At 57.6% G+C, this 23,009-nt stretch carries 23 protein-coding genes; 14 read left to right on the top strand and 9 right to left on the bottom strand.

Annotated elements, in window-relative coordinates:
• A complete protein-coding gene (locus ACIPR4_RS22610) occupies positions 1-657 on the bottom strand; it encodes a hypothetical protein (RefSeq protein ID WP_222829243.1) in 657 nt (218 codons plus the stop codon).
• Positions 658-697: 40 nt separating this feature from the next.
• Between ACIPR4_RS22610 and ACIPR4_RS23000 the strand changes: the two genes are divergently transcribed.
• The 5 genes from ACIPR4_RS23000 (at position 698) to ACIPR4_RS17770 (ending at position 4,341) form a co-directional block, all read left to right on the top strand.
• Complete coding sequence (locus ACIPR4_RS23000) at positions 698-901, top strand: hypothetical protein (RefSeq protein WP_144312476.1); 204 nt, start codon at positions 698-700, stop codon at positions 899-901.
• A 116-nt stretch (positions 902-1,017) separates the two neighbouring features.
• Positions 1,018-2,058: a purine nucleoside permease gene (locus ACIPR4_RS17785; RefSeq protein ID WP_013570053.1), complete on the top strand. Its 1,041-nt coding sequence runs from the start codon at positions 1,018-1,020 to the stop codon at positions 2,056-2,058.
• A 75-nt stretch (positions 2,059-2,133) separates the two neighbouring features.
• Positions 2,134-2,388: a putative signal transducing protein gene (locus ACIPR4_RS17780; protein ID WP_013570052.1), complete on the top strand. Its 255-nt coding sequence runs from the start codon at positions 2,134-2,136 to the stop codon at positions 2,386-2,388.
• Positions 2,369-3,079 carry a 7-cyano-7-deazaguanine synthase QueC gene (gene queC / locus ACIPR4_RS17775; protein ID WP_013570051.1) on the top strand — a complete coding sequence of 237 codons (711 nt, stop codon included), beginning with the start codon at positions 2,369-2,371 and terminating at the stop codon, positions 3,077-3,079. Before ACIPR4_RS17780 ends, queC begins: the two co-directional genes overlap by 20 nt.
• 140 nt (positions 3,080-3,219) lie before the next feature.
• On the top strand, positions 3,220-4,341 hold the full coding sequence (locus tag ACIPR4_RS17770; protein WP_013570050.1) for a tetratricopeptide repeat protein: 1,122 nt from the start codon (positions 3,220-3,222) through the stop codon (positions 4,339-4,341).
• A gap of 76 nt (positions 4,342-4,417) precedes the next feature.
• Here the strand turns inward: ACIPR4_RS17770 and ACIPR4_RS17765 are convergent, their stop codons facing one another.
• Complete coding sequence (locus ACIPR4_RS17765) at positions 4,418-4,900, bottom strand: DinB family protein (protein ID WP_013570049.1); 483 nt, start codon at positions 4,898-4,900, stop codon at positions 4,418-4,420.
• 92 nt (positions 4,901-4,992) lie between these two features.
• Between ACIPR4_RS17765 and ACIPR4_RS17760 the strand changes: the two genes are divergently transcribed.
• Complete coding sequence (locus ACIPR4_RS17760; protein WP_013570048.1) at positions 4,993-5,958, top strand: helix-turn-helix transcriptional regulator; 966 nt, start codon at positions 4,993-4,995, stop codon at positions 5,956-5,958.
• Positions 5,959-6,052: 94 nt separating this feature from the next.
• On the opposite strand, the gene ACIPR4_RS17755 is transcribed toward ACIPR4_RS17760, so the two are convergent.
• Positions 6,053-8,512, bottom strand: a complete 2,460-nt coding sequence (locus ACIPR4_RS17755) for an ADOP family duplicated permease (protein ID WP_013570047.1) — start codon at positions 8,510-8,512, stop codon at positions 6,053-6,055.
• Positions 8,513-8,632: 120 nt separating this feature from the next.
• Between ACIPR4_RS17755 and ACIPR4_RS17750 the strand changes: the two genes are divergently transcribed.
• The 4 genes from ACIPR4_RS17750 (at position 8,633) to ACIPR4_RS21865 (ending at position 11,581) form a co-directional block, all read left to right on the top strand.
• Positions 8,633-9,064, top strand: coding sequence for a MarR family winged helix-turn-helix transcriptional regulator (locus tag ACIPR4_RS17750; RefSeq protein ID WP_013570046.1), 432 nt, complete (start codon positions 8,633-8,635; stop codon positions 9,062-9,064).
• Positions 9,065-9,132: 68 nt separating this feature from the next.
• On the top strand, positions 9,133-10,344 hold the full coding sequence (locus tag ACIPR4_RS17745) for a molybdopterin molybdotransferase MoeA (protein WP_013570045.1): 1,212 nt from the start codon (positions 9,133-9,135) through the stop codon (positions 10,342-10,344).
• Between the two features lie 8 nt (positions 10,345-10,352).
• A complete protein-coding gene (gene moaC, locus ACIPR4_RS17740; protein WP_013570044.1) occupies positions 10,353-10,844 on the top strand; it encodes a cyclic pyranopterin monophosphate synthase MoaC in 492 nt (163 codons plus the stop codon).
• Positions 10,845-10,888: 44 nt separating this feature from the next.
• Positions 10,889-11,581, top strand: a complete 693-nt coding sequence (locus ACIPR4_RS21865) for a ferredoxin--NADP reductase (RefSeq protein WP_013570043.1) — start codon at positions 10,889-10,891, stop codon at positions 11,579-11,581.
• 10 nt (positions 11,582-11,591) lie between these two features.
• Here the strand turns inward: ACIPR4_RS21865 and ACIPR4_RS17730 are convergent, their stop codons facing one another.
• Genes ACIPR4_RS17730 through ACIPR4_RS17720 form a run of 3 tightly spaced genes read right to left on the bottom strand, consistent with a single transcriptional unit; the run spans position 11,592 to position 13,481 of the window.
• Positions 11,592-12,101: a cupin domain-containing protein gene (locus ACIPR4_RS17730; RefSeq protein WP_013570042.1), complete on the bottom strand. Its 510-nt coding sequence runs from the start codon at positions 12,099-12,101 to the stop codon at positions 11,592-11,594.
• 50 nt (positions 12,102-12,151) lie between these two features.
• Positions 12,152-12,916: an alpha/beta fold hydrolase gene (locus ACIPR4_RS17725; protein WP_041586177.1), complete on the bottom strand. Its 765-nt coding sequence runs from the start codon at positions 12,914-12,916 to the stop codon at positions 12,152-12,154.
• Positions 12,917-12,932: 16 nt separating this feature from the next.
• Positions 12,933-13,481 carry a sigma-70 family RNA polymerase sigma factor gene (locus tag ACIPR4_RS17720; protein ID WP_144312475.1) on the bottom strand — a complete coding sequence of 183 codons (549 nt, stop codon included), beginning with the start codon at positions 13,479-13,481 and terminating at the stop codon, positions 12,933-12,935.
• Positions 13,482-13,725: 244 nt separating this feature from the next.
• On the opposite strand from ACIPR4_RS17720, the gene ACIPR4_RS17715 reads away from it, so the two are divergent.
• Positions 13,726-14,382, top strand: a complete 657-nt coding sequence (locus ACIPR4_RS17715) for a peroxiredoxin (RefSeq protein WP_013570039.1) — start codon at positions 13,726-13,728, stop codon at positions 14,380-14,382.
• Between the two features lie 83 nt (positions 14,383-14,465).
• On the opposite strand, the gene sseA is transcribed toward ACIPR4_RS17715, so the two are convergent.
• The gene (gene sseA / locus ACIPR4_RS17710) at positions 14,466-15,296 is read right to left on the bottom strand and encodes a 3-mercaptopyruvate sulfurtransferase (protein WP_013570038.1); all 831 of its coding nucleotides are present in this window, start codon (positions 15,294-15,296) and stop codon (positions 14,466-14,468) included.
• A 31-nt stretch (positions 15,297-15,327) separates the two neighbouring features.
• Positions 15,328-16,425, bottom strand: coding sequence for an aromatic ring-hydroxylating oxygenase subunit alpha (locus ACIPR4_RS17705; protein ID WP_013570037.1), 1,098 nt, complete (start codon positions 16,423-16,425; stop codon positions 15,328-15,330).
• 274 nt (positions 16,426-16,699) lie between these two features.
• Between ACIPR4_RS17705 and ACIPR4_RS17700 the strand changes: the two genes are divergently transcribed.
• The 3 genes from ACIPR4_RS17700 (at position 16,700) to ACIPR4_RS21860 (ending at position 22,239) form a co-directional block, all read left to right on the top strand.
• Positions 16,700-18,010 (top strand): MFS transporter, encoded by a 1,311-nt coding sequence (locus ACIPR4_RS17700; protein ID WP_013570036.1) that lies wholly within the window; start codon positions 16,700-16,702, stop codon positions 18,008-18,010.
• 99 nt (positions 18,011-18,109) lie between these two features.
• Positions 18,110-19,786, top strand: coding sequence for an alpha-keto acid decarboxylase family protein (locus ACIPR4_RS17695; RefSeq protein WP_013570035.1), 1,677 nt, complete (start codon positions 18,110-18,112; stop codon positions 19,784-19,786).
• Positions 19,787-20,322: 536 nt separating this feature from the next.
• On the top strand, positions 20,323-22,239 hold the full coding sequence (locus ACIPR4_RS21860) for a beta-1,3-glucanase family protein (protein WP_013570034.1): 1,917 nt from the start codon (positions 20,323-20,325) through the stop codon (positions 22,237-22,239).
• Between the two features lie 96 nt (positions 22,240-22,335).
• Here ACIPR4_RS21860 and ACIPR4_RS17680 read toward each other — a convergent pair whose 3' ends face one another.
• On the bottom strand, positions 22,336-22,875 hold the full coding sequence (locus ACIPR4_RS17680) for a PEP-CTERM sorting domain-containing protein (RefSeq protein WP_013570033.1): 540 nt from the start codon (positions 22,873-22,875) through the stop codon (positions 22,336-22,338).
• Positions 22,876-23,009: the final 134 nt, after the last annotated feature.

Below are 23,009 nucleotides of genomic sequence, written 5' to 3'. Positions count from 1 at the left end.
TTACGGCTTGCGGTGCAGCACGTGGATGGCGATGTCCGGATAGAACTCGCGGAACATCGTGAAGCCAATATCGCGCGCCATCGCATAACCGAACTTCGTCGCCAGCGTCCCAAAGTCGGTACTGCCCGCAGGGTAGTAGTTCCTTGAGATCACCTGCGTCAACACTTTAGCTCCCAGGCCGGCGATGTTGGGCGTCTGATGCCCACCGTAGGTACGCGCTACAGCCTGCCGGCTGATCACGTAGCCCGCACGCTTCCACTTACTTCCTTCGCCCATGGCGTAGTAGCGCGTGTCTTCGTGCAGAATGCTGGGGAGAAGCCATGCTCCCAGGTAGGTGCCGTCCGTCTTGTCGAGAAACCCGCGCCAGGTGTAGCCCCAGAAGCCACCTACGCCTTTACCCAGTGCAGGATGCGAGTCAATCCCTTCTGCTGAGAGCGATGTGATGCCCAGAAAGATAAAGGACGAGTAGTCGAAAGACTGATGCGTCGCGATAACAAAGTTATGTTTGAAGGTAGGTTTAGGCGGCGTCGTTCCGCTGGAGACAGAGCGGTAATTTGGCATCAGTCCAAGAATGCGCTTCGGCTGCTGGCCCGCTCTCGAAACGGGCTTTCCATTCTCATCCAGCTTCTTCGTTGGAGGATCCGAGCTGTCACTCATCCTGGGAGTGGACTGCTGAAAATCGTCCGGATCGAAACTCATGTCGAAGGGAGACGCCACGGAAGACGATATAGGCTCTGACGTCCTGACCATTGCGATCAGTACCTCGGCAGAGGGGCGGGGAGCGTCAGGTAACTCCAGCGTGGTTTGCTGGGCGGAAACCTCGGCGGCGAGCCCGCAGAACAGCGATCCACAGAAGAGCGTAAGACAGAGTGCAGGACGCAAGTGGGACCATTCCTTATAGGCGCAAAAGAGCGCGCGTTGGATGTGCTTTAACCGTGTAAGACGGGGAGAGAGACCTTCAAGATTCAACTGACTCAAGTTGGCGTGAATCCAGCCTACCTGCGATAGCATCTTTTTATGCGTCTCTTTTCCGCCATATTGTTTACTCTCTTCGCTCTTTCTTCGGTGGCTGAGACTGCAAAGATCCCGGTAAAAGTGGTCGTGGTGACCATGTTCGAGATCGGAAACGACACCGGCGACATCCCCGGTGAGTTTCAGCACTGGTACGACGGCGAGCATCTTACCCGCCGTTTTCCTATGCCCGGCGCGTATCACGACGCCATGATGAACGAAGACGGCGTCCTGGGCATTGTGACCGGCATCGGCACCGCGCGTTCGGCGGCCACCGTTATGGCTCTGGGATCCGACGAGCGCTTCGATCTTACGCACGCTTACTGGATCATTGCCGGTATTGGTGGCATGGATCCCAAAATGGGCTCCCTGGGCTCCGCCGTCTGGTCCGAATGGATCGTCGACGGCGATCTGGCGCATGAGATCGACCCGCGCGAGGCTCCCGCCACCTGGAAAACGGGATATGTCCCCCTGCGCAAATCCGTACCTTACGAAGGGCCGCGTACCGACGATAACGGGATCGTCTTCCACCTCAACCCGGCGCTTGTGGCCTGGGCCTTTGAAAAGACCAAAGGCGTGGAACTGCGCGACACACCGGAGATAAAATCCCGCCGCATGGAATTCGTAGGCGAAAACGCCCATCGCCCTCCCTTCGTCCTCCGCGGCGATAACCTATCGGCCAGCACCTTCTGGCACGGCAAGCTGATGAACCAGTGGGCACGCGACTGGGTAAAGTACCAGACCGACGGTAAAGGCACCTATGCCATCTGCGGCATGGAAGACACAGGGACCTTGCAGTCGCTCACATGGCTGGCCCAGGCGCACCGCGTCGATATCGACCGCGTTCTCGTCCTGCGGACCGCCTCCAACTTCGATCAGCAGCGCGAGGGCATCTCTGCCGCCGACAGCCTTGCGGAGACCAAAATCGTCAAATACGGCGCATTTATGCCTGCGCTGGACGCAGCTTACCGTGTGGGCGACGTAGTCGTTCGCGATATCGTAGCCCACTGGCCGCATGATGAGGCGGCTCTACCCTCCACGCGTTAACCGCGACACAACGCCCGCGACACAAACGCCCCTCAGGGCGCATCCTATAAATGCACTTTTAGAATGGAGAACGACATGGCAGATATCCTCGACGCCGACGACATGGTGGTAGTAGCGCGGTACTCGGATCCCCCGGAAGCGCAGCTTGCGCAGAGCGTCCTGGAAGGCTCGGGCATCGACAGCTTCCTCTCCGGCGAAGAAGGCAACTCCCTCCTGCCCGCCACGCTGGGCGCGCGCCTGCTCGTCCGCCGCGGCGATGAAGCGGTAGCGAAGTCCCTTTTGAACGATCTTCCGGAGGCCTCGTTGGCCGATGACGGCAACGACCTCTAGCCCCACCGAGGATAGTGTCAGGGAAAGGGCCGTAATCTGCCTGTCAGGCGGGATGGACTCCACCGTCTGCGCTACCCTCGCCTCGCGCGATTTCGACGTCTACGCCCTGCATTTCAGCTACGGTCAACGTACGGAGGCGCGGGAACTCGCCTCGGCACGCGCCGTGGCGGAGTACATCGGCGCAAAAGAGTTCCTGCCCCTGCGCATGGACCTCTTCCGCCAGATCGGTGGCTCCGCGCTCACCGATACCTCCATCGCGGTCCCAAATGCCCCTGAGGACGAAGCCACCATCGGTCATGAAGTTCCTGTGACCTACGTCCCATTCCGGAACGCACATTTCCTCTCCGCAGCCGTAAGCTGGGCGGAGGTTCTGGGTGCGCCGACCGTCTCGATTGGCGCGGTGGAGCAGGATTCTTCCGGATACCCGGACTGCCGTCCGGCGTATTATGACGCCTTCAACGCCCTGATCCAGCAGGGTACGAAAGAAGGGAATATCCGGGTCATTACGCCCCTGATTCACCTCAAAAAAGCCGAAATCGTGCGCCTCGGAGTTGAACTTCATGCACCGTTGCATGTAAGTTGGTCATGCTATTCCGGTGAAGAAAAAGCATGTGGAGTTTGCGAGAGTTGTTCTCTCCGGCTGCGTGCTTTCAAAGAAGCTGGCGAAAAAGATCCAATTCCGTATGTCTGAGTTCCGGAATACGGAAGGCTGACAACATCATCTCCCGGCAGGTGTCTTTATATGTCGGGACCCAGGCTGTGGCAACGTGAGTCACAGCGTAATTCCAAAGGCGCCGATCCATCGAGCGTCGAAAGAGAGAAGGATCTTCCATGAAACTGACCGCCCCCTTCCGCGCAACTCTCGCGGCCGCTGCTCTCGCTCTTCTGGCATTCGTTCCGGCTACGAGCGCTCTGGCCCAGGCCGCCCCCGGTAGCATCCACGGGCATGTACAGAACTATGGCGGAATCGCAGTCAAGACCGGCGAAGTCCGCCTCAGCACGGACCGCTCGTCCGAAGAGAAGGCACGCAAGTACGCCTATACCTTCCCGGTAGACGCCAATGGTAACTTCGTAGGCAAAGACATCAAGCCCGACGACTACGTCCTCTTCTATTACGACCAGGGCAAGTCCATCGACTTCCTCGACCACGTCATCATCAAGGCCGGCGCAGATACGCTCGCCGACGATGACATGACCCGCGAAGAATATGTCAAGCACCTCACGCCCGAAGAGAAGAAGCAGCTCGACGAGTTCAAGAAGAAGAACGCCGAAGTCATGGCCACCAACTCCAAGGTCGCCAACGTTAACGCCCTTCTGACCAAGGCGCGCGACGAGATGAAGGCGAACAACTTTGACGCTGCTCTGACCGACATGCAGCAGGCCACGGCAGCTAAGCCCGACGAACCGCTCCTCTGGATTGAACTCGGCAACGCCCAACTCGGCGCCAAAAAGTATGACGACGCCATCGTCTCCTTCCAAAAAACGATCGACCTTAACGCGGCCTCCAAGAAGCCGCAGCCGACGCTCGCGGGTGCTGCCTACAACCAGCTTGGCCAGTCCTATGCTCGCTCCAGCAAGCTGAAGGAAGCCTCTGATGCTTACGAGAAGGCAGCCCAGGCGGAACCCGCCAAGGCTGGCATGTACTACTTCAACGAAGCTGCCACGCTCTACAACGTGAACAACCGCGATGAGGCCGGTGTCGCCGCCGATAAGGCGATCGCTGCGGACCCGACCAAGGCCGATGCCTACTACATCAAGGCGCAGTCTCTAATCGGCAAGTCCACCGTGGATCCGAAGTCGCAGAAGATCGTTCCTCCTCCGGGATGCGTCGAAGCCTACGAGAAATACCTCGAAATCGCTCCGACCGGCCCCCATGCTCCGGAAATCAAGCAGATCGTCGCAGCCTTTGACGACAAGGTCGTCTCGAACTATAGGGCTGGCAAGAAGAAGTAAGTCACTCACCGAACGCCCCGGACGCACATGTGTTCGGGGCGTTTTCATGCCCGCGAATACGAGCCCCAGATGCAAGTTAGTTGCGTTCCCAGAATGGCGGAGGCTCGATGCCCAGCGCCCGCAGGTAAACGTATCCCTCTCCGCGATGATGAATCTCGTTGTCGATGGCGTACTGAATCATGACGATTCCAGGCATCTCCCATTGGCCGAACGCCTTTTCTACGACCCAGAATCGGGCCAGCGGGATCTTCGGAAACTCCTCATCCAACTTCGCGGTTTGAGCGTCCCAGAGGCGCAGAAGTTCGCTCTTGGTTGCGGGCTTCCCGGATTGAAAGGCTTCCCATTTTCCAGTGGCCACGCCGTCCACTACAGGCATCGTCATGCCAATTAACTCCTGGGCCATCTCTCCAAAGGTCCGCATGCCACCCAGGGAAAACTGAAACAACTTGTCTTCCGGAAATGTCTCGATAATCTTGCGCGTGAGTCGTCTGTGTCCCTGCCAGTTCTGCAGCAGCGTGTCTGCGGTGACCAGATTGACTGATGTCGTTTCCGTTGCCATTTCCATCCTCCATGCCCCATTTGGGCTTAGCCTTAGCGTAGGCAGCATTCCCGACAGACTGTGTCGTCAATTCCAGAAAGAATGGAAATCGTATGTACGACCCGATCATGCGCGTCTTCACCGTCCTCGAAATTCTGCAGACGCGCGACCATGTAACCGGCGCGGAACTCGCCGAGCGTTTGGAAGTCGACCTGCGCACCGTGCAGCGGTACATCGTTCGTCTGAAGGACCTCGGGATTCCCATTAGCTCTTCTTCCGGTGTAGGTGGGGCGTACCGCCTGCGGCCGGGCTATCGACTGCCACCACTGCTGCTGACGAACGAGGAGGCGTTCGCGCTGGCCTTGGGGCTGCGCGCTCTGCGCCAGGTGGGCTTGGCGGCGTTTGCACCTGCCACCGAAGGCGCCCTCGCCAAGCTGGGACGTGTCCTGCCCGAGACGCTGCGCGAAAGTATCCGGACCGTGGAGGATGTGGTGTCCATGGAGCCAAGTCCCTGGGTGGTTCCGGCGTCGGTGGAATCTCTCATCGGCGCTTCCACCGCAATTCGCACCGGCCAGTGCATCCGCTTCGGCTACCAATCCCACAACGAAACGACCTCTCACCGGGAGATCGAGCCCTACGCCGTGATGCACACCGACGGACGCTGGTATCTGATCGGCCACTGCCTGTCGCGACAGGCAATGCGCACCTTTCGCCTCGACCGTTTGACGAACCTCGAAATCTGTACCGCGACGTTCCAACCGCCGACCAGCTTCGATGCCCGCCGCTACTTGGCAGAGCACATGCCCTTCGTTCAATCCGACTACCAGATCGATGTGTGGATCGACATGCCCATTGAGGAGGCCAATCGCAGCTTCGCACTCTGGAGAGTGGCTACGGAAGCACATGAAGGCGGCACACGCCTGCGTTGTGGTCGGGATCACCTTGAGATGTTCGCAGCCGTGCTCCTTAGCATGAGACGCCGGATCGTTGTCCATAGTCCCTCCGAATTGCGAGAGACCTTCCGCGAACTGGCCCGACTGGCGATACAGGTTGCGGACGGCCCTTGCGCGGATCTCTGATGAGTGCAGCGGAGTTCCCCAAAAAGCAAAGCCTAGCCACGCAGCCGATTCCTCAACGTCCTCAGCAAGAACCATGCTATCGAAAAGAATCGAGTTATTCGGACCGCAGCGCTTCCACGGCGTCCACTCTTGCCGCACGGGCCGCAGGAACAGCCGAAGCAACGATGGCCGCACCCAGAATGACCACAGCGGACCCCACAAACGCGAGCGGCCCCGGCTGATGGATCGCCGTGACGTACCTGGCAATGACGCGTGCCAGCGCAAGTCCCAGCATCACACCCGCGCCGACGCCGATGCCGGCCATCGCTACGCCCTCTACGAGAACAATGCCGAGGATGTTGAGCGGTGGAGCACCCAGCGCCATGCGGATCCCGAACTCGCGCGTACGTCCGCTCACAGAGAACGCAAGAACGCCACCTACGCCCACCACCGAGATCAGTAGCGCTACGGCGGCGAATCCTCCAAACACAACCGCGTTCAGGCGGTCGGGCGAAAGCACCTCCGCGCGAACGTCTCCGAGCGTACTGGCCTTTTCCACCGGCTGGTCTGCCGACATCTGGTGAATGGTCTGCGAGATCGCTGGAACAAGCGCGTAAGCATCCTGATGTGCGCGCACGAACAGGCGGCCGTTCCATCCTTGCTCCTGTTCGATCGGCTCATAGATCGTCATGGCCGATGACGGGATGATATTTTCATCATCGAAATCCGGCACCACCGCAATGATTCGCCTTGGTTCGGTGCTGACACCAATAAACTTCATCACGCCGTCCGTCCACCGCAGAGTATGGTTCATCGCATCCTGCCCCGGATAGAGCATCTTTGCAAGGCTCTGGCTAATGATGACCACGCGTTCTGAACCTTCTTTGTCCCCGTCGTTGAAGTCGCGACCCTCCTGGATCGGTACGCCAAACGTATCGAAGAACCCCGGCGAGACCGTACGGAACTTTGCGCGGAAATCCTGACTGTCCGCCCGTTTCGCGCCCTGCGCAGCAAATTGAAAGGCGATGCTCAGCCTCTGGTCGTCACGCCAGGGAGCGCTGAACCCCGAAGAGACGTGCTCCACTCCCGGCAGTGCGCTGATCCGCCGTTGCACGTCGCGATAGAACGCATCCACCTGCTGGGATGTTCGCCCAAACGACATCAGAGGAAGATTCAGTGCCAGAACGTTGGCTGAGTCGAACGGCGGCCGCGTCTGCTCCAGGACAAACAGGGTCTTCATCAGCACACACGCCCCAGCAAGCAGCAGGAAGGAGGCTGCGATCTGTGTCACGGCAAAGACGCGAAGCCGCCGGCTGCTCCCTCCGGCCACACGTGTCCCCCGGCCAGTAAGCCCACCTTGCGGCGCATCTGCGGATGGAAGCCGCGGAATAAATGCCAGGAAGACAGAGGCGATCAGCGCCAGCCCAATCCCAAACCACACCAGGCTGAAATCGAGCGTAAGCTCGCTGGCGCGCACGGAGAAACGCGAAGCATAACGACCCAGCACGGCCACCATCGGTATGGCGAGGGCCACTGCCGCCACCGCTCCGCTCCCGCAGAGCACAAGGCTTTCCGCCAGCAGGGAACGACGCAGGATCGCTGTGCTTGCGCCCAGTGCCGAGCGGATCGCCAGCTCCGGTTCGCGGCGCACCGTTCGCGCCAGCATCAGATTGGCGACGTTCGAACTTGCAATCATGAACAGCAGGCCCGAAGCCGCGAAGAGTATCCACAGGATCGTGTTCGCGCGCGAGTTGATCTGCTCGTGCATTCGGGTTACGTCGATCTTGAAATGGCTCTCCGGCTTGTAAACCTCCGGGTGCGCTGCCACCATGGCGCCATATACGCTGCGCAGCTCGGCACGCGCGCGATCGACACTCGCGCCGGGGGCGAGCCGCCCGAAGACTTCCGTCATGCGATGCTCGCGTCCCGTCACCATCGTGGCGGAAAGATGATGCGGACTGGTGACGATATTGGCGATGATCTCCGTCGCCACCGGATAGGGAACGGATGGTTCCAAAACACCAATTACGGTCGCCAAACGAGCGCCAGTCTGGCTCTCCAGCCGCACCGGCCTTCCCAGCACGCTCGGATCGGAGTGAAGCGAATCCCTCCAGAAGGGATAGGTCAGCACCACAGCTCCGGCGGCCCCCTGACCGTCATCGGCCGGAGTCAGCAGGCGTCCCAGCACCGGTCGCAGACCCATTACCTCGAAGTAGTGTCCATCCACTACGCCCGCTGGAATCTCGCGTGGCGTGCCGAGACCCACGACCGTAAACTGCACCTCTGAAAATGTGCCCAGTTCTTTAATCGACTTCAGCCCGCTGCCGATGTCCCGAATTTCGGGAACTGAAAATGTTGCGTTGGTTTCGCCGATGCCAGGGGCGCTCTGGCGCAGATAGAGCAACCTGTCTTCGTCGCGATTCGCCAGCGGTCGCAACAGCACCGCACGCACCACGCTGAAGATGGCGACATTGGCACCGATACCCAATGCCAACGTAAGAGCGACGGTAATCCACAGCGTAGGAAGGCGCGCCAGGGAACGCACGGCCATTCTCAGATCGCGAATGAACGACATACAGGACCTCCGTTCAGGCGGCTTCTCCGCCCGCATATGAACCAGGGAAGGGTTTGCAGAGCAATTTCATTTGAGAAATACGTTGATATCAACTAACCTCGCGGAATGTCAAGGCCCCAGATGCTTCCCTACGAAACCACGCTCCTTGTGCGGGATTGCTGTCTCTGTCTTCACATGCAGCGCGCAGCACGGGCCCTGGCGAGGCGATTTGACGAGGTATTGCGTCCATTTGGGCTGACCAACGGACAGTTCTCTCTCCTGATGTCCCTGAATCGTCCGGAGCCGCCCACGATGGGACCGGTGGCATCTCTGCTCGCGATGGACCGGACCACTTTGACCGCAGCCCTGAAGCCGCTGGAGCGGCGCGAGTTGGTGCAGGTATTACGAGACCCATCGGACCGGCGAACCCGCATCCTGAAGCTCACGGACGATGGACGCGATCTGCTGGCGCGTGCGTTTCCAGTCTGGAAGAGCACGCACGACGAAGTCGAGCAACTTCTTCCGGATGGAGACCCCGACGGGCTCCGCAGGAGCTTGCAGGTGCTCTCCTGAGAACCGCCCAACTACAGGCACCGGTCTAAGGTGGAGCGCCTGTGCCGCTACACTCATGAGGTCAACCTATGAGCGATCTCCTTACCTGCGCCCAAGCTCTTGCCGTCGTTCAAAACGAGATGCAGGACCGGGTTTCCCCGGTCCGCGTATCCGAAACGGTCCCGCTGGGAGATTCCCTCGGCCGCGTTCTCGCCCAGCCCCTCGCGGCGGATCGCGATCAGCCACCCTTCCCGCGCTCCACCCGCGATGGGTTCGCCGTGCGCTCTTCAGATGCAGGTACGAGAACGATCCTCGGCACTATCCGAGCAGGGAAGATTTGGACAGGGCCAGCGCTCCAGCAGGGGCAGGCCATTGAGATCATGACCGGTGCGCCGCTCCCCGACGGAGCAGACGCCGTCATTATGATCGAGCACGTCTCTATCTCGGAAAGCACTCTGCATCTCGACACAGGCCGAACGCTTACTGCGGGCGAGAACGTGGTGCCACGCGCTGCGGAAGCCAGCGAGGGGGATGTCTTACTCACGCAAGGCATTCGTCTCCACGCCGCAGAGATCGCGCTTGCCGCCTCCCTCGGCTACGCCACGGTTGAAGTCTACTTGCAGCCTCGCGTGGCTATCCTTGCCACCGGAGACGAACTCGTGGACGTCTCCCAGAAGCCTGCGACGCATCAGATTCGCAACTCCAACACGCACGGCCTCGCCACCCTGGTGCGCGCGTATGGCGGCATTCCCGTTCCTTTTCCGCCCGTAGCAGACACACGCGAAGCCCTGGAGACCGCAATCGACCAGACCAAGGATGCCGATCTGCTGCTCCTCTCCGGAGGCGTCTCCGCTGGAAAATACGACTTCGTCGAACCTGCGCTGCTCGCCCGGGGCGGAAGGTTCTTCTTTACAGGGATCAAAATGCAGCCCGGCAAACCGGTCGTCTTCGGCCAGATGCCTTCGCAGTACGTCTTCGGCCTGCCGGGCAATCCCATCTCCACGCAGGTCACCTTTCTGCTGCTGGTGGCTCCGCTGCTGCGCGCACTTGGCGGCGAAGCTTATCCCACCCCGCACTTTGCCCAGGCCACGCTGGCAAAGCCGGTCAAAACAAAGCCTGGCCTCACCCGCTTCCTTCCAGCGATCCTCACGCCGGGCCTCGACAAAACCACCGTCACGCTGACAGGATGGCAGGGCTCGGGCGATCTTGCCTCTAACGCGCGCGCCAACTGCTACGCCGTCATCCCACCGGACCGCGAGAGCCTTGCAGAAGGTGAAGCGATCACCGTCCTCCTGCGTTAGGCTTTCTTATGTCAAAAAAGCTCTCGCACTTCAACGAAGCGGGCGAAGCCCATATGGTCGATGTCAGCTCAAAAGCTGCCACCCGTCGCGAAGCCGTCGCCGAAGCCTTTGTGGAACTGAACGCCGCTGTCCTCGCCGCGCTTCCGCAGAACCCGAAGGGCGATCCGCTGGAGGTCGCACGCATCGCGGGCATCATGGCCGCGAAGAAGACCGCCGATCTTATCCCCATGTGCCACCCGCTCCCGTTGAGCTTCATCGATGTAGAAGCCACCATCGTCCATGCTTCGACCCTCTTGGGCACGCAGGGAGGCGTCCGTCTCCGCGCCACCGCTGCCACCGTGGCGGGAACTGGCGTGGAGATGGAAGCCATGACCGCCGCTACCATCGCCGCGCTCACCGTCTACGACATGACCAAGGCTCTGGACAAATCCATCCGCATCCGCGAAGTGGTGCTCCTCTCCAAATCCGGCGGAAAGAGCGGAGACTACCGCCGCTCCTGATCCACTCTCAGTTCCCAGCAAAATCGCCTAAAATCGAATCAGACATGGATCGCCCCACACTCACCGCGCGTCTCACCGGACGCCGCCTGCTCGCTGCCCCCAGCCAGACTTTTCTTCTCTCCTTCACCACGGAGGACGAGGCAGACTTCGACTTCGTGCCCGGGCAGTTCGTCTCCGTCGTGAGCGACAGCACTTATCCCGAAGGCCACACCAAGGCAGGCCAGCCGCGGCAGGAGACACGTGCCTACTCGCTGGCCTCCGCGCCACGTGGGCCACACTTTGAGCTCTGCCTCAATCGCGTCGGTGCATTCTCCGAGACGCTTTGCAGTCTTGCGATGGAAGACATCATTCGGGTTCATGGGCCACATGGAACCTTCACCCGCCGCGAGGGACAGGCGCCCGCACTCTACGTCGGCGCCGATGCGGGCATCGTTCCCATCCGCAGTATCTTCCGCGCTGCCGTGCCGCCGCACTCTACGCTGGTGCAGATCGCTGCCACGCGGGAAGATCTGCTCTTTCGCGATGAGTTCGCTGCCTCTCCAGGAATGCGTTACCTACCCATGGTGGCGCCTGAAGCGGACTTCGTGGAGGCACAAATCCGCAAGCTTCTTTCGGCACACCCGGAAATCCAGACCGCTTACCTCTGCGGTCTGAATGCTTCCATCAGCCCGATCCGCGATCTACTCAAATCTCTGAGCTGGGACCGGAAGCAGATTGTCTTCGAGCGTTACGACTAACTCCGCAGGCCTATTGGAGCATTAGGCCAATCGCGGCGTTCTCTTCCGCCGAACCGAGCCAGTATCCGTACCGAGCCACCACCTTGAAGAAATGTTCCCGCTCCTCTGCGGTAGGTGGCGCAGGAGGCTTGCTCGGATCGAACGAGCGCGCGATCTCGCGGAAAAAGCGATAGAGCTCTTGTCCAATGACGACGATGGCGGTCACGGGTTGAGAAGACGTATTGCGAAAAGCGTGTTTCGCATTGCGAGGGATGGAAATCGTGCTGCCAGCCTGCATCGTTCGCCACTCTGACGAAGCACCGGCTTCCTGATAGACCTCAATCGAGCCTTTCAGTACATACAAAATTTCCGCATCGGGATGGCTGTGGAGCGGAATGAAGACACCGGGAGGAATGGTTCCGTGCATCGCGCCGAGGACATCATCCACCTCTTCCGGCGTCGCGATGAACCGCACAAGCACTCCCATTACGCTTAGTGTTTCCTGCTCTGAGAGAGTCTCTCCTGCTGCGGCCTGTGTCACATGATCTCCTTCGTGTGTTTTTGCGGTGTCAAGAGCGGGGTATGGGGTATTTAGTTCAGATTTGCAAGGAACCTGGAGATCATGGCATTCAATTGATCCGGAACCTCAAGAGGAATGAAGTGGACGGATCCCAGCACATGCGCCGTGACGAGTTGTGGCGTCAGGGTCCGAAAGCGATCCAGATCGGCCAGCGGAACTGCCGCACCGATATAAGCAATCGGAGTGAGACACGCCGCTGCGACAGAGGACGCATCGTATTGCGTGGCGTGATTTTTGATAGTGGAGATCACAACATGTTGCGGTACCTTCACCGAAGCGATGACTTCGAAGGAGCGTTTATCCGTGGGGAGGCAAAGTCCTGAGAGCAGTTGCCGAAACGCAGAGAGATAGTCCGGTTTCTGGAGAACTTCGTCGAGCGGTGCGAGAGCCTCACGGACCGGCTGCGACGGGACGACCACCGAGTCGACCATCACAAGTGCGCGAAGAAGATCTGGATGACGCGCGGAGAGCTCCAACCCCACATTCCCTCCCATGCTGTGACCGATCGCAACCGGCTTTTCCAAACGCAGCTCGCCACAGAGCCATGCGAGATCATCCGCAAGAGAGGCCATCGTATATTCGTTGTGCGGCGCATCGCTCTCACCGTGGCCGCGAAGATCGACATTGACGACGCGGTGGTACGGGCTGAGAAGCTCCGCCAGAGGGGCGAAGTGTGTGTGGTCGCAACCGCAACCGTGGATAAGAAGGACCGCTGGGAGAGAGGTCTGGGTGTCGGTATAAGCAAGAGAGAGATTCTCTTTTTTCAAAAATTTCATCATTTTCTTTTGGATCTTAGTGCGTTAGTTCTGGCCGATAGCTTGCTCTCTGTTCATGCATGGAGGCAAGCGATATACGGAGTTTGGAGCGTGCCCGCGCCAGTCGCGACATCACGGTTCCGACCGGGCAGTTAAGGATGGTGGCGATCTCCTGATAGGACAGCTCTTGATACTCGCGCATCAGGATAATCTCGCGTAGCGGGACCGAGAGGCTCAGGATGGCGCGCTGCAACTCTTCGCGTTCCATCTTTTCTTCGTAGAGGGCATACGGACTCTTCGACGGTTCCACTGCCGTGTAGGTGTCCGTTTCGTCCACGCCGTTTTCGATGAACTGAAAACCGTTCCGTCTCTGTCTAAGCTGGTTGCGCCATACATTGCGAAGGATCGTGAAGAGCCAGCTCTTCATGTTGATGGCTTCCTGCGTTCTGCCCATCGCGCGGATCGCACGAACGTAGGTCTCTTGCACTAGGTCTTCCGCGTCGCTCGCATTCCGGGCAAGCACCTTTGCATAAGCATTGAGACCCGCGTCGTAGTGCATCATCTGTGTGGTGGGCATCAACCGCATTACCTCTCTCTTAAGTTCTATCCAGAAGAGAACCGGCGGGCTTGCACGAGGCAACCACCCTGATAAAAAAGTGCTTCTACCTGATCGCTCTTTTCGGGGCGCTCCAGAACGCCCCTTTAGAGGGGTAGGGTGATTCCGGTTGCAGGGCGAATAGAGGTGATTCCATCCCCGCAAATGAATAAAACGACCTTCGGCTTGTCTTTTATAGAAGGACGGAAAACTCTATTCCAGAGAGGTAATCAGCATGTCGCTCCGAATCAATGAAGTCGCTCCCGATTTTGTCGCAGAAACGACCCAGGGTCCCATTAAGTTTCACGAATGGATCGGCGACAGTTGGGCTGTTCTGTTCTCTCATCCGAAAAATTTCACCCCGGTATGCACCACGGAGCTTGGCGCTGTGGCAGCCCTGGAGAAGCAGTTTGCTGCGCGTGGCGCGAAGGTGATCGGGTTGAGTGTGGATCCTGTTGAGAGTCACGGACGATGGCTGGAAGATATCTACGACGTAAGCGGCAACAAGGTGGATTACCCCATCATCGGAGATCCGGAACTCAAAGTCTCCAAGCTCTACGACATGCTTCCCGCAGATGCGGGAAACAGCTCGGAGGGCCGTACGCCTGCACTCAATGCGCCCGTCCGTACCGTCTTTGTGGTGGATCCGGCTAAGCGCATCCGTCTCACGCTCGCTTATCCCATGACGACCGGGCGTAACTTCGAGGAGATCCTGCGTGCGCTCGACTCGATGTTGCTTACTTCAAAGCACCGGGTTGCTACGCCCGCGAACTGGGGGCGAGGCGATGATGTGATTATTACGGCAGGCGTCTCAGACGAAGAAGCGAAGACCGTATTTCCCGGCTATCGGACGATCAAGCCCTATCTGCGTATGACAAAACAGCCGCAATAGCGGATTCAAGCGCCCATCCCGTTTGGGGATCAAAGTCGGTCCTGAAACGGGATGGCGCGATTTCTGAGCGCAAAGTTTCCGCGCTAGTCTTTCTGAATCACCGCATCCGGTTGCAGGGCATACTCGGCCCACGAACCATCGTAGAGGCTGAAAGATTCTGCGCCAGCAATCTCAAGACCCAGTCCTACGACAGCGGCCGTGACTCCGGATCCGCAGGTGGTGGTAACCGGCTGTTCCAGATCCACGCCCTTTGCGGAGAAGACTTTGCGAAGCTCTTCGGCGGATTTGTATCGACCCTTTTCGATAAGGTCTGTGAAGGGAATGTTGATGGCTCCCGGCATATGGCCAGAACTTATTCCCGGTCGAGGCTCGGGTGCGCTTCCGGCGAAGCGGCCAGCGGAACGTGCATCCACAATCTGGGCCTCTTCCGAGATCAACTTCTGAAGCTGCGCAAAATCTTTCACGGCCTCTTGATCGAGCGTTGCATGAAAAGAAACCGGTTCTCGTGCCACCGCTCCGGACTCTGTCGGAAGTCCGTTCTCCACCCAGGCTGAAAGACCTCCATCCAGTACATAGACTTTCCGGACACTGAAGGTACGGAGCATCCACCACGCACGCGGGGCGGAGAAGACACCCTCCTGTTCGTAGACCACGATGGTCCTGTCGCTGTCCACCCCAAGGGCGGACAGCTTCGAGGCGAACGCCTCCGCGGGCGACAACATGTGTGGCAGCGTCGTGGCGTGGTCGGAGAGGTCTTCAATGTCGAAAAAGATCGCGCCGGGAATATGCTTCGCTTCATATCGCGCACGTGGTGTGACGGGTAGAGCGGAGCCCGGGGGCGCGAGCGTGGCGTCCAGGACCAGGGTTTCGTTAAGATGGTCGGCAAGCCAGGAGACGGTGACGAGATGGTTCATGGAATTTAGGTTACCTCTGTTGGGTCGCACGCTACGCCGTGAAGCTCCTGCCCAGACCAAGAGCGGCAAGTCTTTTGCGATAGGCAATCGAACTTCTGTCCGCAGGGAAATGGGCCTCCGCCTGAAGATCGAGAGGAAGGTCTTCGGGATATTGTTGTTCGACGATGGCCTGATCTTCCGCGAAGACCTGATGATTGAAATCGAGCGTGGCCTGCAAAGGCGCGTCCCGATCGAAGTTGCGGCAGATCGGTACAAACAGACGCGTCTTCCGCGCGGACACGGGAGAAGCAACATTGAGGATGTGCAACTGCCCGTCCCCTGGAAAGAAGACGGTCAGTTTTGCTGTAAACGGCGTAAAGACTTCGAAGCGTCTACGCCAAAGGAAGCCGGGTGGATTGAGGTGTTTATAACCCACGGAATAATTGCTTACCGTGCTGTAGTAATCGGCCACAAAACCCTGCGGGGTCTGCTCCACCGTGTAGTCGGGAACCTCCGGGTTCTCCCCCTTGCCGAAGGTCTCTAAATGGACGAAGGCGAAATGACTTACATCGAGAAAGCCTTCCATCTGACGTCCCGCCGAAGCCTTCATCGTCACGCTGTCCGGCAGGACCTGAAGATACGAAGGATCGTCCCACTCTTTCATCTCAGGAAGCAAAGCTTCGCCTCTCTCCACCAGACGGACCCACACTAGACCAAACGCCTCCCGTACGGGGAACGTGTGCAGACGCAAGCGAGGGGAGATCGCTCCCTTTGGGTGTGCGGGGATGCAGGTGCAGCGCCCTTCTGCGTTATAGCGCAGGCCATGATATTTGCAGATAATCTCGTCGCCTTCGACGTGTCCAAGACTGAGCGGAGCTCCGCGGTGATAGCAAATGTCCTTGGCGGCGGCGAGCGATCCATCCGAGAGTCGATAGACCACCACTCGCTCGTCGAGCAGCCGCGCCCCATAGGGTTTGTCTGTGACCTCGCTGGAAAAAGCGACCGGATACCAGAACGGAGCCAGAGCATGCCAGTCCGATGCGGAAAAGGTGCAATCTCGCGGCAAGGTCTCCTTGCTGGGCACTGCGGAAGAGAGAAGGTCTGCAGTGGAGACGAAGGAATCTGAGTCGGGTGCAACTGTGGGGGTCAAATGTCTCTCCATAAGAAAATGTAAATTATGTCCGGATCTTCCCGTAACACGAATACGGGCTGAATCTGTCAAAAATCACGAGACATTCCAGCGAACTTCTTCGTGTTCATGACGATAGGCTCGCGCAGAAAAGACACGCTTGCCCTTGTATTTATTCCGCAGCCCTGCCAGCCCATTATAGAAATGGAATAAAACGCATAGGATTGGTGTCTTATCCCTTAGGACAACCCGCGATTAGGGATCAAGTCTGCATGCCCCGAAAATAAATAATCTTATGCAAAAAGCAATCCCCGATATCACGACTGCCTCAAAATCACCGCGCCCCTTTGCAGCCTCCGAAGCCAAACTACTTTGGTTATCTTCACTTGGCAGCTCTCTGGAATTTTATGATTTTGTCGTCTTCGTCTTCTTTACCGCGGTCATCGGCAAGCTGTTTTTTGCCCCCGGTATTCCTGATTGGGTTCGCCAGACCCAGACCTTCGGGCTTTTTGCCGCCGGTTATCTGGCGCGTCCGCTGGGCGGCATCGTCATGGCGCACTTCGGAGACACCGTGGGCCGTAAACGCATGTTTACGCTGAGCGTTCTGCTCATGGCTACTCCGACGCTGCTCATTGGGCTGCTGCCCACCTATCAGACCATCGGAATCGCGGCCCCTTTGCTTCTCCTCCTGCTCCGCATTTTGCAGGGAATCGCCATCGGCGGAGAGGTTCCTGGGGCCTCGGTCTTCGTCGCTGAACATGCGCGGCGCGACAAGGTCGGTTTCGCCATCGGCTTACTCACCGGCGGCTTGAGCTTCGGTATCTTCCTGGGCTCGCTGATGGCGACCAGTATCAACCTGACGTTTACTCAGGCCGAAATCGCCGCAGGTATCTGGAGGGTGCCATTTCTCGTCGGCGGTCTCTTTGGCCTGATCGCCATGTGGCTGCGTCGCTGGCTCAAAGAGACGCCAGTCTTCGAAGAGATGCAGAGACGCGCAACCCTCTCCCAGGAGATGCCTCTGAGTGTTGTCTTCCAGAAGCACCGAAGATCGGTTATCGTTTCGATGATCTCCACATGGATGCTCACCGCAGCGGTCGTCGTAGTCATGCTGATGACTCCGACCTTGATGCCAAAACTCTTTGGATTGGCGCCTGGGGCATTGCGTATCCCAAACCTGGTCGCGACGGCTGTTCTCTGTATTGCAAACGTCGCGGTGGGCGTTGCAACCGATAAGTTCGGTGTCCGTCGAGTGGCAATCCCCTCCTTGCTCTTTCTGGTCCTTTCAACCTACGGACTCTATTTTGGCGCGGCGCACATGCCTTCCATGCTCTTGACGTTCTACGTGTTTGCTGCCATCGGTGCAGCCAGTAGTGTGCTCTCGCCCCTTGTGATGGTCTTTGCATTTCCGGCGAAGGTTCGCTTCAGCGGAGTCTCTGTCTCTTACAACCTCGCCTATGCAATCTTTGGAGGCCTCACGCCGCTATTGGTTTCATGGCTTGCGCATCTTGACCGATTCGGTCCCGCACACTACGTCGCAGCGGTAGCGATATTGTGCCTCTGTGCCCTTTTTATTTGGCCTCTGGCAGACGAGCGCCAGTCTTCTTAGATTCCCTGAAAGCCAAGCCGATGGAGACTCTCGCCCGGCGTCTTCTCAATAAGGTTGAGCGAAAATATTCAAGGACTCAACGGAAAGGCTTACCGCTTTATGTCGATCACTATCGGAGAATATCTTCTCGCTCGTCTTTCAGAGATTGGGATACGCCACGTCTTTGGTGTGCCTGGAGACTTCAACCTGTGGTTTCTCGAGCAGACCATCCAAAGCGACTCTCTCAAGTTTATCGGTTGTTGTAATGAGCTTAATGCGGCCTATGCCGCCGACGGATACGCAAGGCTCAATGGCATCTCCGCCCTCGTTACGACGTACGGTGTGGGAGAGCTTGCTTCGCTCGCTGGAGTCGCCGGAGCTTATGCGGAGCGCGTGCCGATGGTGTGTATCTCGGGCACACCTCCACTGCATGCCATGCGTGAAGGAGCCCTTCTGCATCACACCATGGCCGATGGGAATTACACGAACATGTGGAACTGTGCTCGGGAGTTCACCGTTGCCCAGGCACGGATCGAACCGTCGAACGCACGGCAGGAGATTGACCGCGTCCTGCGTACCTGCTGGATAGAAAAGCGTCCGGTCTATCTGCAACTTCCTTCCGACGTCGCAGGTGTAAGAACGGGACCGATCACGGTACCGCTGGATCTCGCCTTTCCCAGAAGCGATCCGAAACAATTTGCTCGCGCCCTCTCTCAACTCTCTCTGCGCCTTGCAGAGGCAAGTGCTCCGGCGATCCTTCTGGATGTGGACGCGGACAGATTTGGTCTGACCCCTCTGATCGAATCACTGGCGGAAGCGCTGCATCTTCCAATCGCGCATCTGGCTCCTGCCAAGGGTTTTGTGAGTGAAGCTCATCCCCTGGCCATCGGTCTCTATCGGGGCGCGAGGTCTTCGCCTGAAGTCCGCTCCGCCATCGAAAACTCCGATTGTCTTCTCTGCATCGGAACGCGCTTCACGGATGTGGCCACGGGACTCTTCAGCCATACCCTGAACGCCGCATCCATGATCGACCTCTATCCGTTCAGCCTGCGGACCGACAAAGAGTTCTTCAATGCCGTGGGCGCAGCGGAGTTACTCGCGGCATTACTTCCTGGCGTAACCAGACGCGCTCCTTCTACGGCAATATCCTTCGTACAGCAGGCTCCACCTCCACACGCAGAGTCAAAAGCGCAACAGCCGATGACGCAGGTAGATTTCTGGCATGCAATGGGAACGTTTTTGCAGGCGGGGGATGTGATCGTGAGCGACACTGGAACAGCTGGCTTTGCGAGTGTCAACCTGGCATTGCCCAGCGGTGTGACGTATATCTCGCAGTCTATCTGGGGCGCTCTTGGCTATGGTTTACCTGCGGCTCTGGGAGCGTGCCTGGCAGCCCCTGCGCGGCGGCAGTTACTCTTTGTCGGAGACGGTGGACTTCAAATGAGCGTGCAGGAACTCTCCACGATTTTGTGGAATCACCTGAAGCCGATCATCTTTCTCCTCAATAACGATGGCTATACGATTGAGCGTCTGATCTACGGCGCGAACTCAAGTTACAACGACATCCGCGCCTGGCGTTATGGGCAACTCGTCTCTACGTTCAACTCGGAAGAGCGTGCCGTCGTTCACTCCGTCCGAAATCATGCCGAACTTCAGAGCGCGCTCCAGGCAACGAGCGATGCTTCCAGGGCATATCTCATCGAAGTCTTTCTGCCCCGTATGGATGCTCATGAGCCGTTGGTACGCTTCGCTAGGCGAGCAGCAGAATTCGATTTTCCGCAGATTCTAGAAGATTAAAAGAACTGAAGAGAGATGCAATCTATAGATTGCCGGCAGTCATTCGCTTACTGTGAATTCTTGCCGGCAAAGTTATCTGTAAGTGGGATGAACAATTCCATTCTGGGAATTTTATAATAAATTTGTTAAATTTGCGTCGTAATAAACTTCTATGTCGTGGTGTAAATCGAAGGAATCTATTCGAAAATTAACGCCCGTTTTGGGAGTAAATAAGCATCATGGATTATCTTGAGTGGCCCCATAATTAGGGGCCCTTTCGTATAAGTATGAGTGCTTTTTGTAAGACGAGATAAATGCTTGCGAGTAGAACAGAGCTACCACAAAGCATCTGGGCCTGCACCTCGCAGACGTTCCTGTCTTCGGACTTTCATTCATAAGTCAAAACTTTATTCGTGAGATCTACACCGTCAGGAATACGCATCTCTTCGCATTTTTCTAAAGAAACTGCGAGACCTGACAAATCGATGCATGATCGCGGCCTATTCCTGAGCGTGCCGCACTTCGTTATGAATCACAACCTTTCAGAGGAAAGATCAATGAAACAATATAAAATCTGCAAATGGCTCTCCACCTGCCTTGGACTAAGCGTGCTTCTGTCTTCTTCCTGTGCCTTGATCGCTCAGAAGAGTCAGGTGGCGCCTACAGGCCCCAACCTCGCTCTGGGCAAGCCCGCTAAATCCAGCGGCGATGAAAACGCCAGCCTTGGCCCGGCGAAGGCGGTGGATGGCAATCTCGCAACGCGCTGGTCTTCTGCTTTCGCGGATGACGAATGGATTGAGGTCGATCTGGGTTCCGTGCAGACGATCAATCAAGTCGCACTGAATTGGCAGAATTCGCATGCTGTTCAGTACAACATCCAGGTCTCGACGGATGAGGCGAAGTGGACGGATGCCCTGGTTCAGACGGCTGGGTTGGGAGGCGTAGAGACTCCGACCTTTCCTCCTGTCAGCGGCCGCTTCGTCCGCATGCTAGGTATTAAGCGTTCTACGATCTACGGCTATTCGCTGTTTGAGTTTGGAGTCTATGGTCCCGCTGCTACCGCTGGACCAACGATTACCGCGCAGCCTGCCAGCCAGACGGTTACAGCTGGAGTAACGGTCACATTTACTGTTGCCGCCACCGGGACGGGAGCGCTCAGTTATCAATGGCTGAAGAATGGCGTACCGATCTCCGGCGCAAACAGCGCGAGCTATGTGACGCCCGTGCTTGCTATCGCAGACAGTGGTACTTCGTATAGCGTCACGGTCACCGATGCGATCGGCTCCGTCGCCTCGAACCCCGCCATCCTGACGGTGAACCCAGGCTATACCGTTTACCCCGGCTTTGTCGGCACCGATCTGGCCAACAATACGAAGGGTGCGTGGCCTGATGATCAGATCTATGTCACGGTCATCGGTCTCGATCCCCAGACGGGCGTATTTGCTACGGTCAAACCCGATGGCACGATCACCGATGTCTCGGTCGCTGACAACGATGCGGCCGGACACCTTACAAAGAACAAGAACAACTACCCCAATTACGCTTTCACTCTTGCACAGAGTAAGCTGCTCAAACTGCCGAAGATGAGCTCCGGTCGCGTGTTCATCTCCATGGGAGAGCCCGTCTATCTCAAGATCCTGCAGGATGCCAAGGGAAATATAGGCTACGCAGGACCCAATCCGCAGAACACTACAGATCCTAACGAAAACGTACCCTTCGACTGGTACGAATTCACCTATAACAACACCGGCCTCTTCATTAACACGACGCAGGTCGATGAATTCGGTCTTCCGTTAGTGCTTGATGTATGGGGGAATAAGGCTACCTTCCATCAGCAGACCGGGATCACTGAATCGATCGCCGCGCTCGATCAGGAGTTTGTGAACGAGACTCCTGCGGAGTTCCACACGACCCCCATCAGTAACCTCCGCATCCTGTCTCCTACCAAAACGACATTCGGTGCAAAGGGCGTCAATGGACAATACTTCGACGCGTATGTCGCCAATATCTGGAACATGTACAGCGCCAATCCTCTCATCGTGAATCTCTTTGGGAATCGTCGTTTCACGGGCACTACCACCGCGACCAGTTTCAACTTCACGGAGGTAAACCTCAACAACGGCGCCTTTGTCGGCAATTCCTATGTCGTCAACCGGCCTACGACGCAGGATATTTTTCAGTGCAGTGGATCGATGGCCAAGGGCGACCCGACGAAGGATATCAACACAGTGGAGCTCGCTTTGGAGGCGCAGATGTGTGCTGCCTTCAACCGGCATGTTATGGCGGATGTCACTACCTGGGCAACGCCTTCTGCCTTTTACCTAAATTCACCGACGAACAGTTATGCGCAGTTCTGGCATAGGCACAGCATGGGCGGTCTTGCCTATGGCTTCGCATACGATGACGTCTCAGGTCAGAGCTCAACCATCAGTACAGGCACTCCGGAACACATGGTCTTTACCATCGGTTGGTAGTCGCAAGGAACGACGTGGCGCTCATGGAGCGCCACGTCGTTCCTTGCACCATAGAGTCTGAAGAGTTCCCGAAGCCGCTTGGTGTGCGAACAGCAACTACACAAACCGGCGTCGTACCGCTCCCAATATGCCCAGCACCCCTGTGCCGAGCAAAGCGAGGCTGGAAGGCTCCGGCGTAAGTGCAGTCGCGTTTACGTCCAAGTAAATATTCTGATTGCCAGTGCTGCAAGTGCCACACGTCCCAGCGAGGTTGATCTGGATGTCGTTGCCGGTAAAGGTCAGAATGGCGCCCGGGGCGAAAGAAGCATCACTCAAAGGGTCAATCGAAACGCTATTGATCAACAAACCCGCGAGAAAGCTGATGTCGAATCCATTGAAGCTGGAGGCTGTAAAGGGGCCCAGGCCGGGGTTTGTGATCGTGATGACATTTGAGGCAAAGGTTACGTTGGCGTTCCCCGGAGATACCACTTGAAGTCCGTTAGTCACGGTAAGGGGCCCAGAGTCAGTCACAGCGTTAGACGATGTAGGGAACAGATATTTAACATCAACCGTGCTTCCGATGATGGAATCGGCACGCGCAGCGAGGGGCAAACCAAGTAGAACGATCACTGCAGAAACTAAAAAACGAAGACGCATAAAGGCTCCTTGAACAACGTGGGCGAAGTGTAATCACTTCTGCGTCAGAGGCGTGACGGCTAGAGCCCACGAGAAGCCAGTTGCGATGGCTCGAAGAGACGCTTTTGTAAGTTGCAGCAAAAAGAACATTCAGC

It is taken from the genome of Terriglobus saanensis SP1PR4 (genome assembly GCF_000179915.2).
GTDB classification, from domain to species: Bacteria; Acidobacteriota; Terriglobia; order Terriglobales; family Acidobacteriaceae; genus Terriglobus; species Terriglobus saanensis.
Note: the sequence above shows the minus strand (reverse complement) of the source record. Positions and strands in the feature narration are given on the sequence as shown.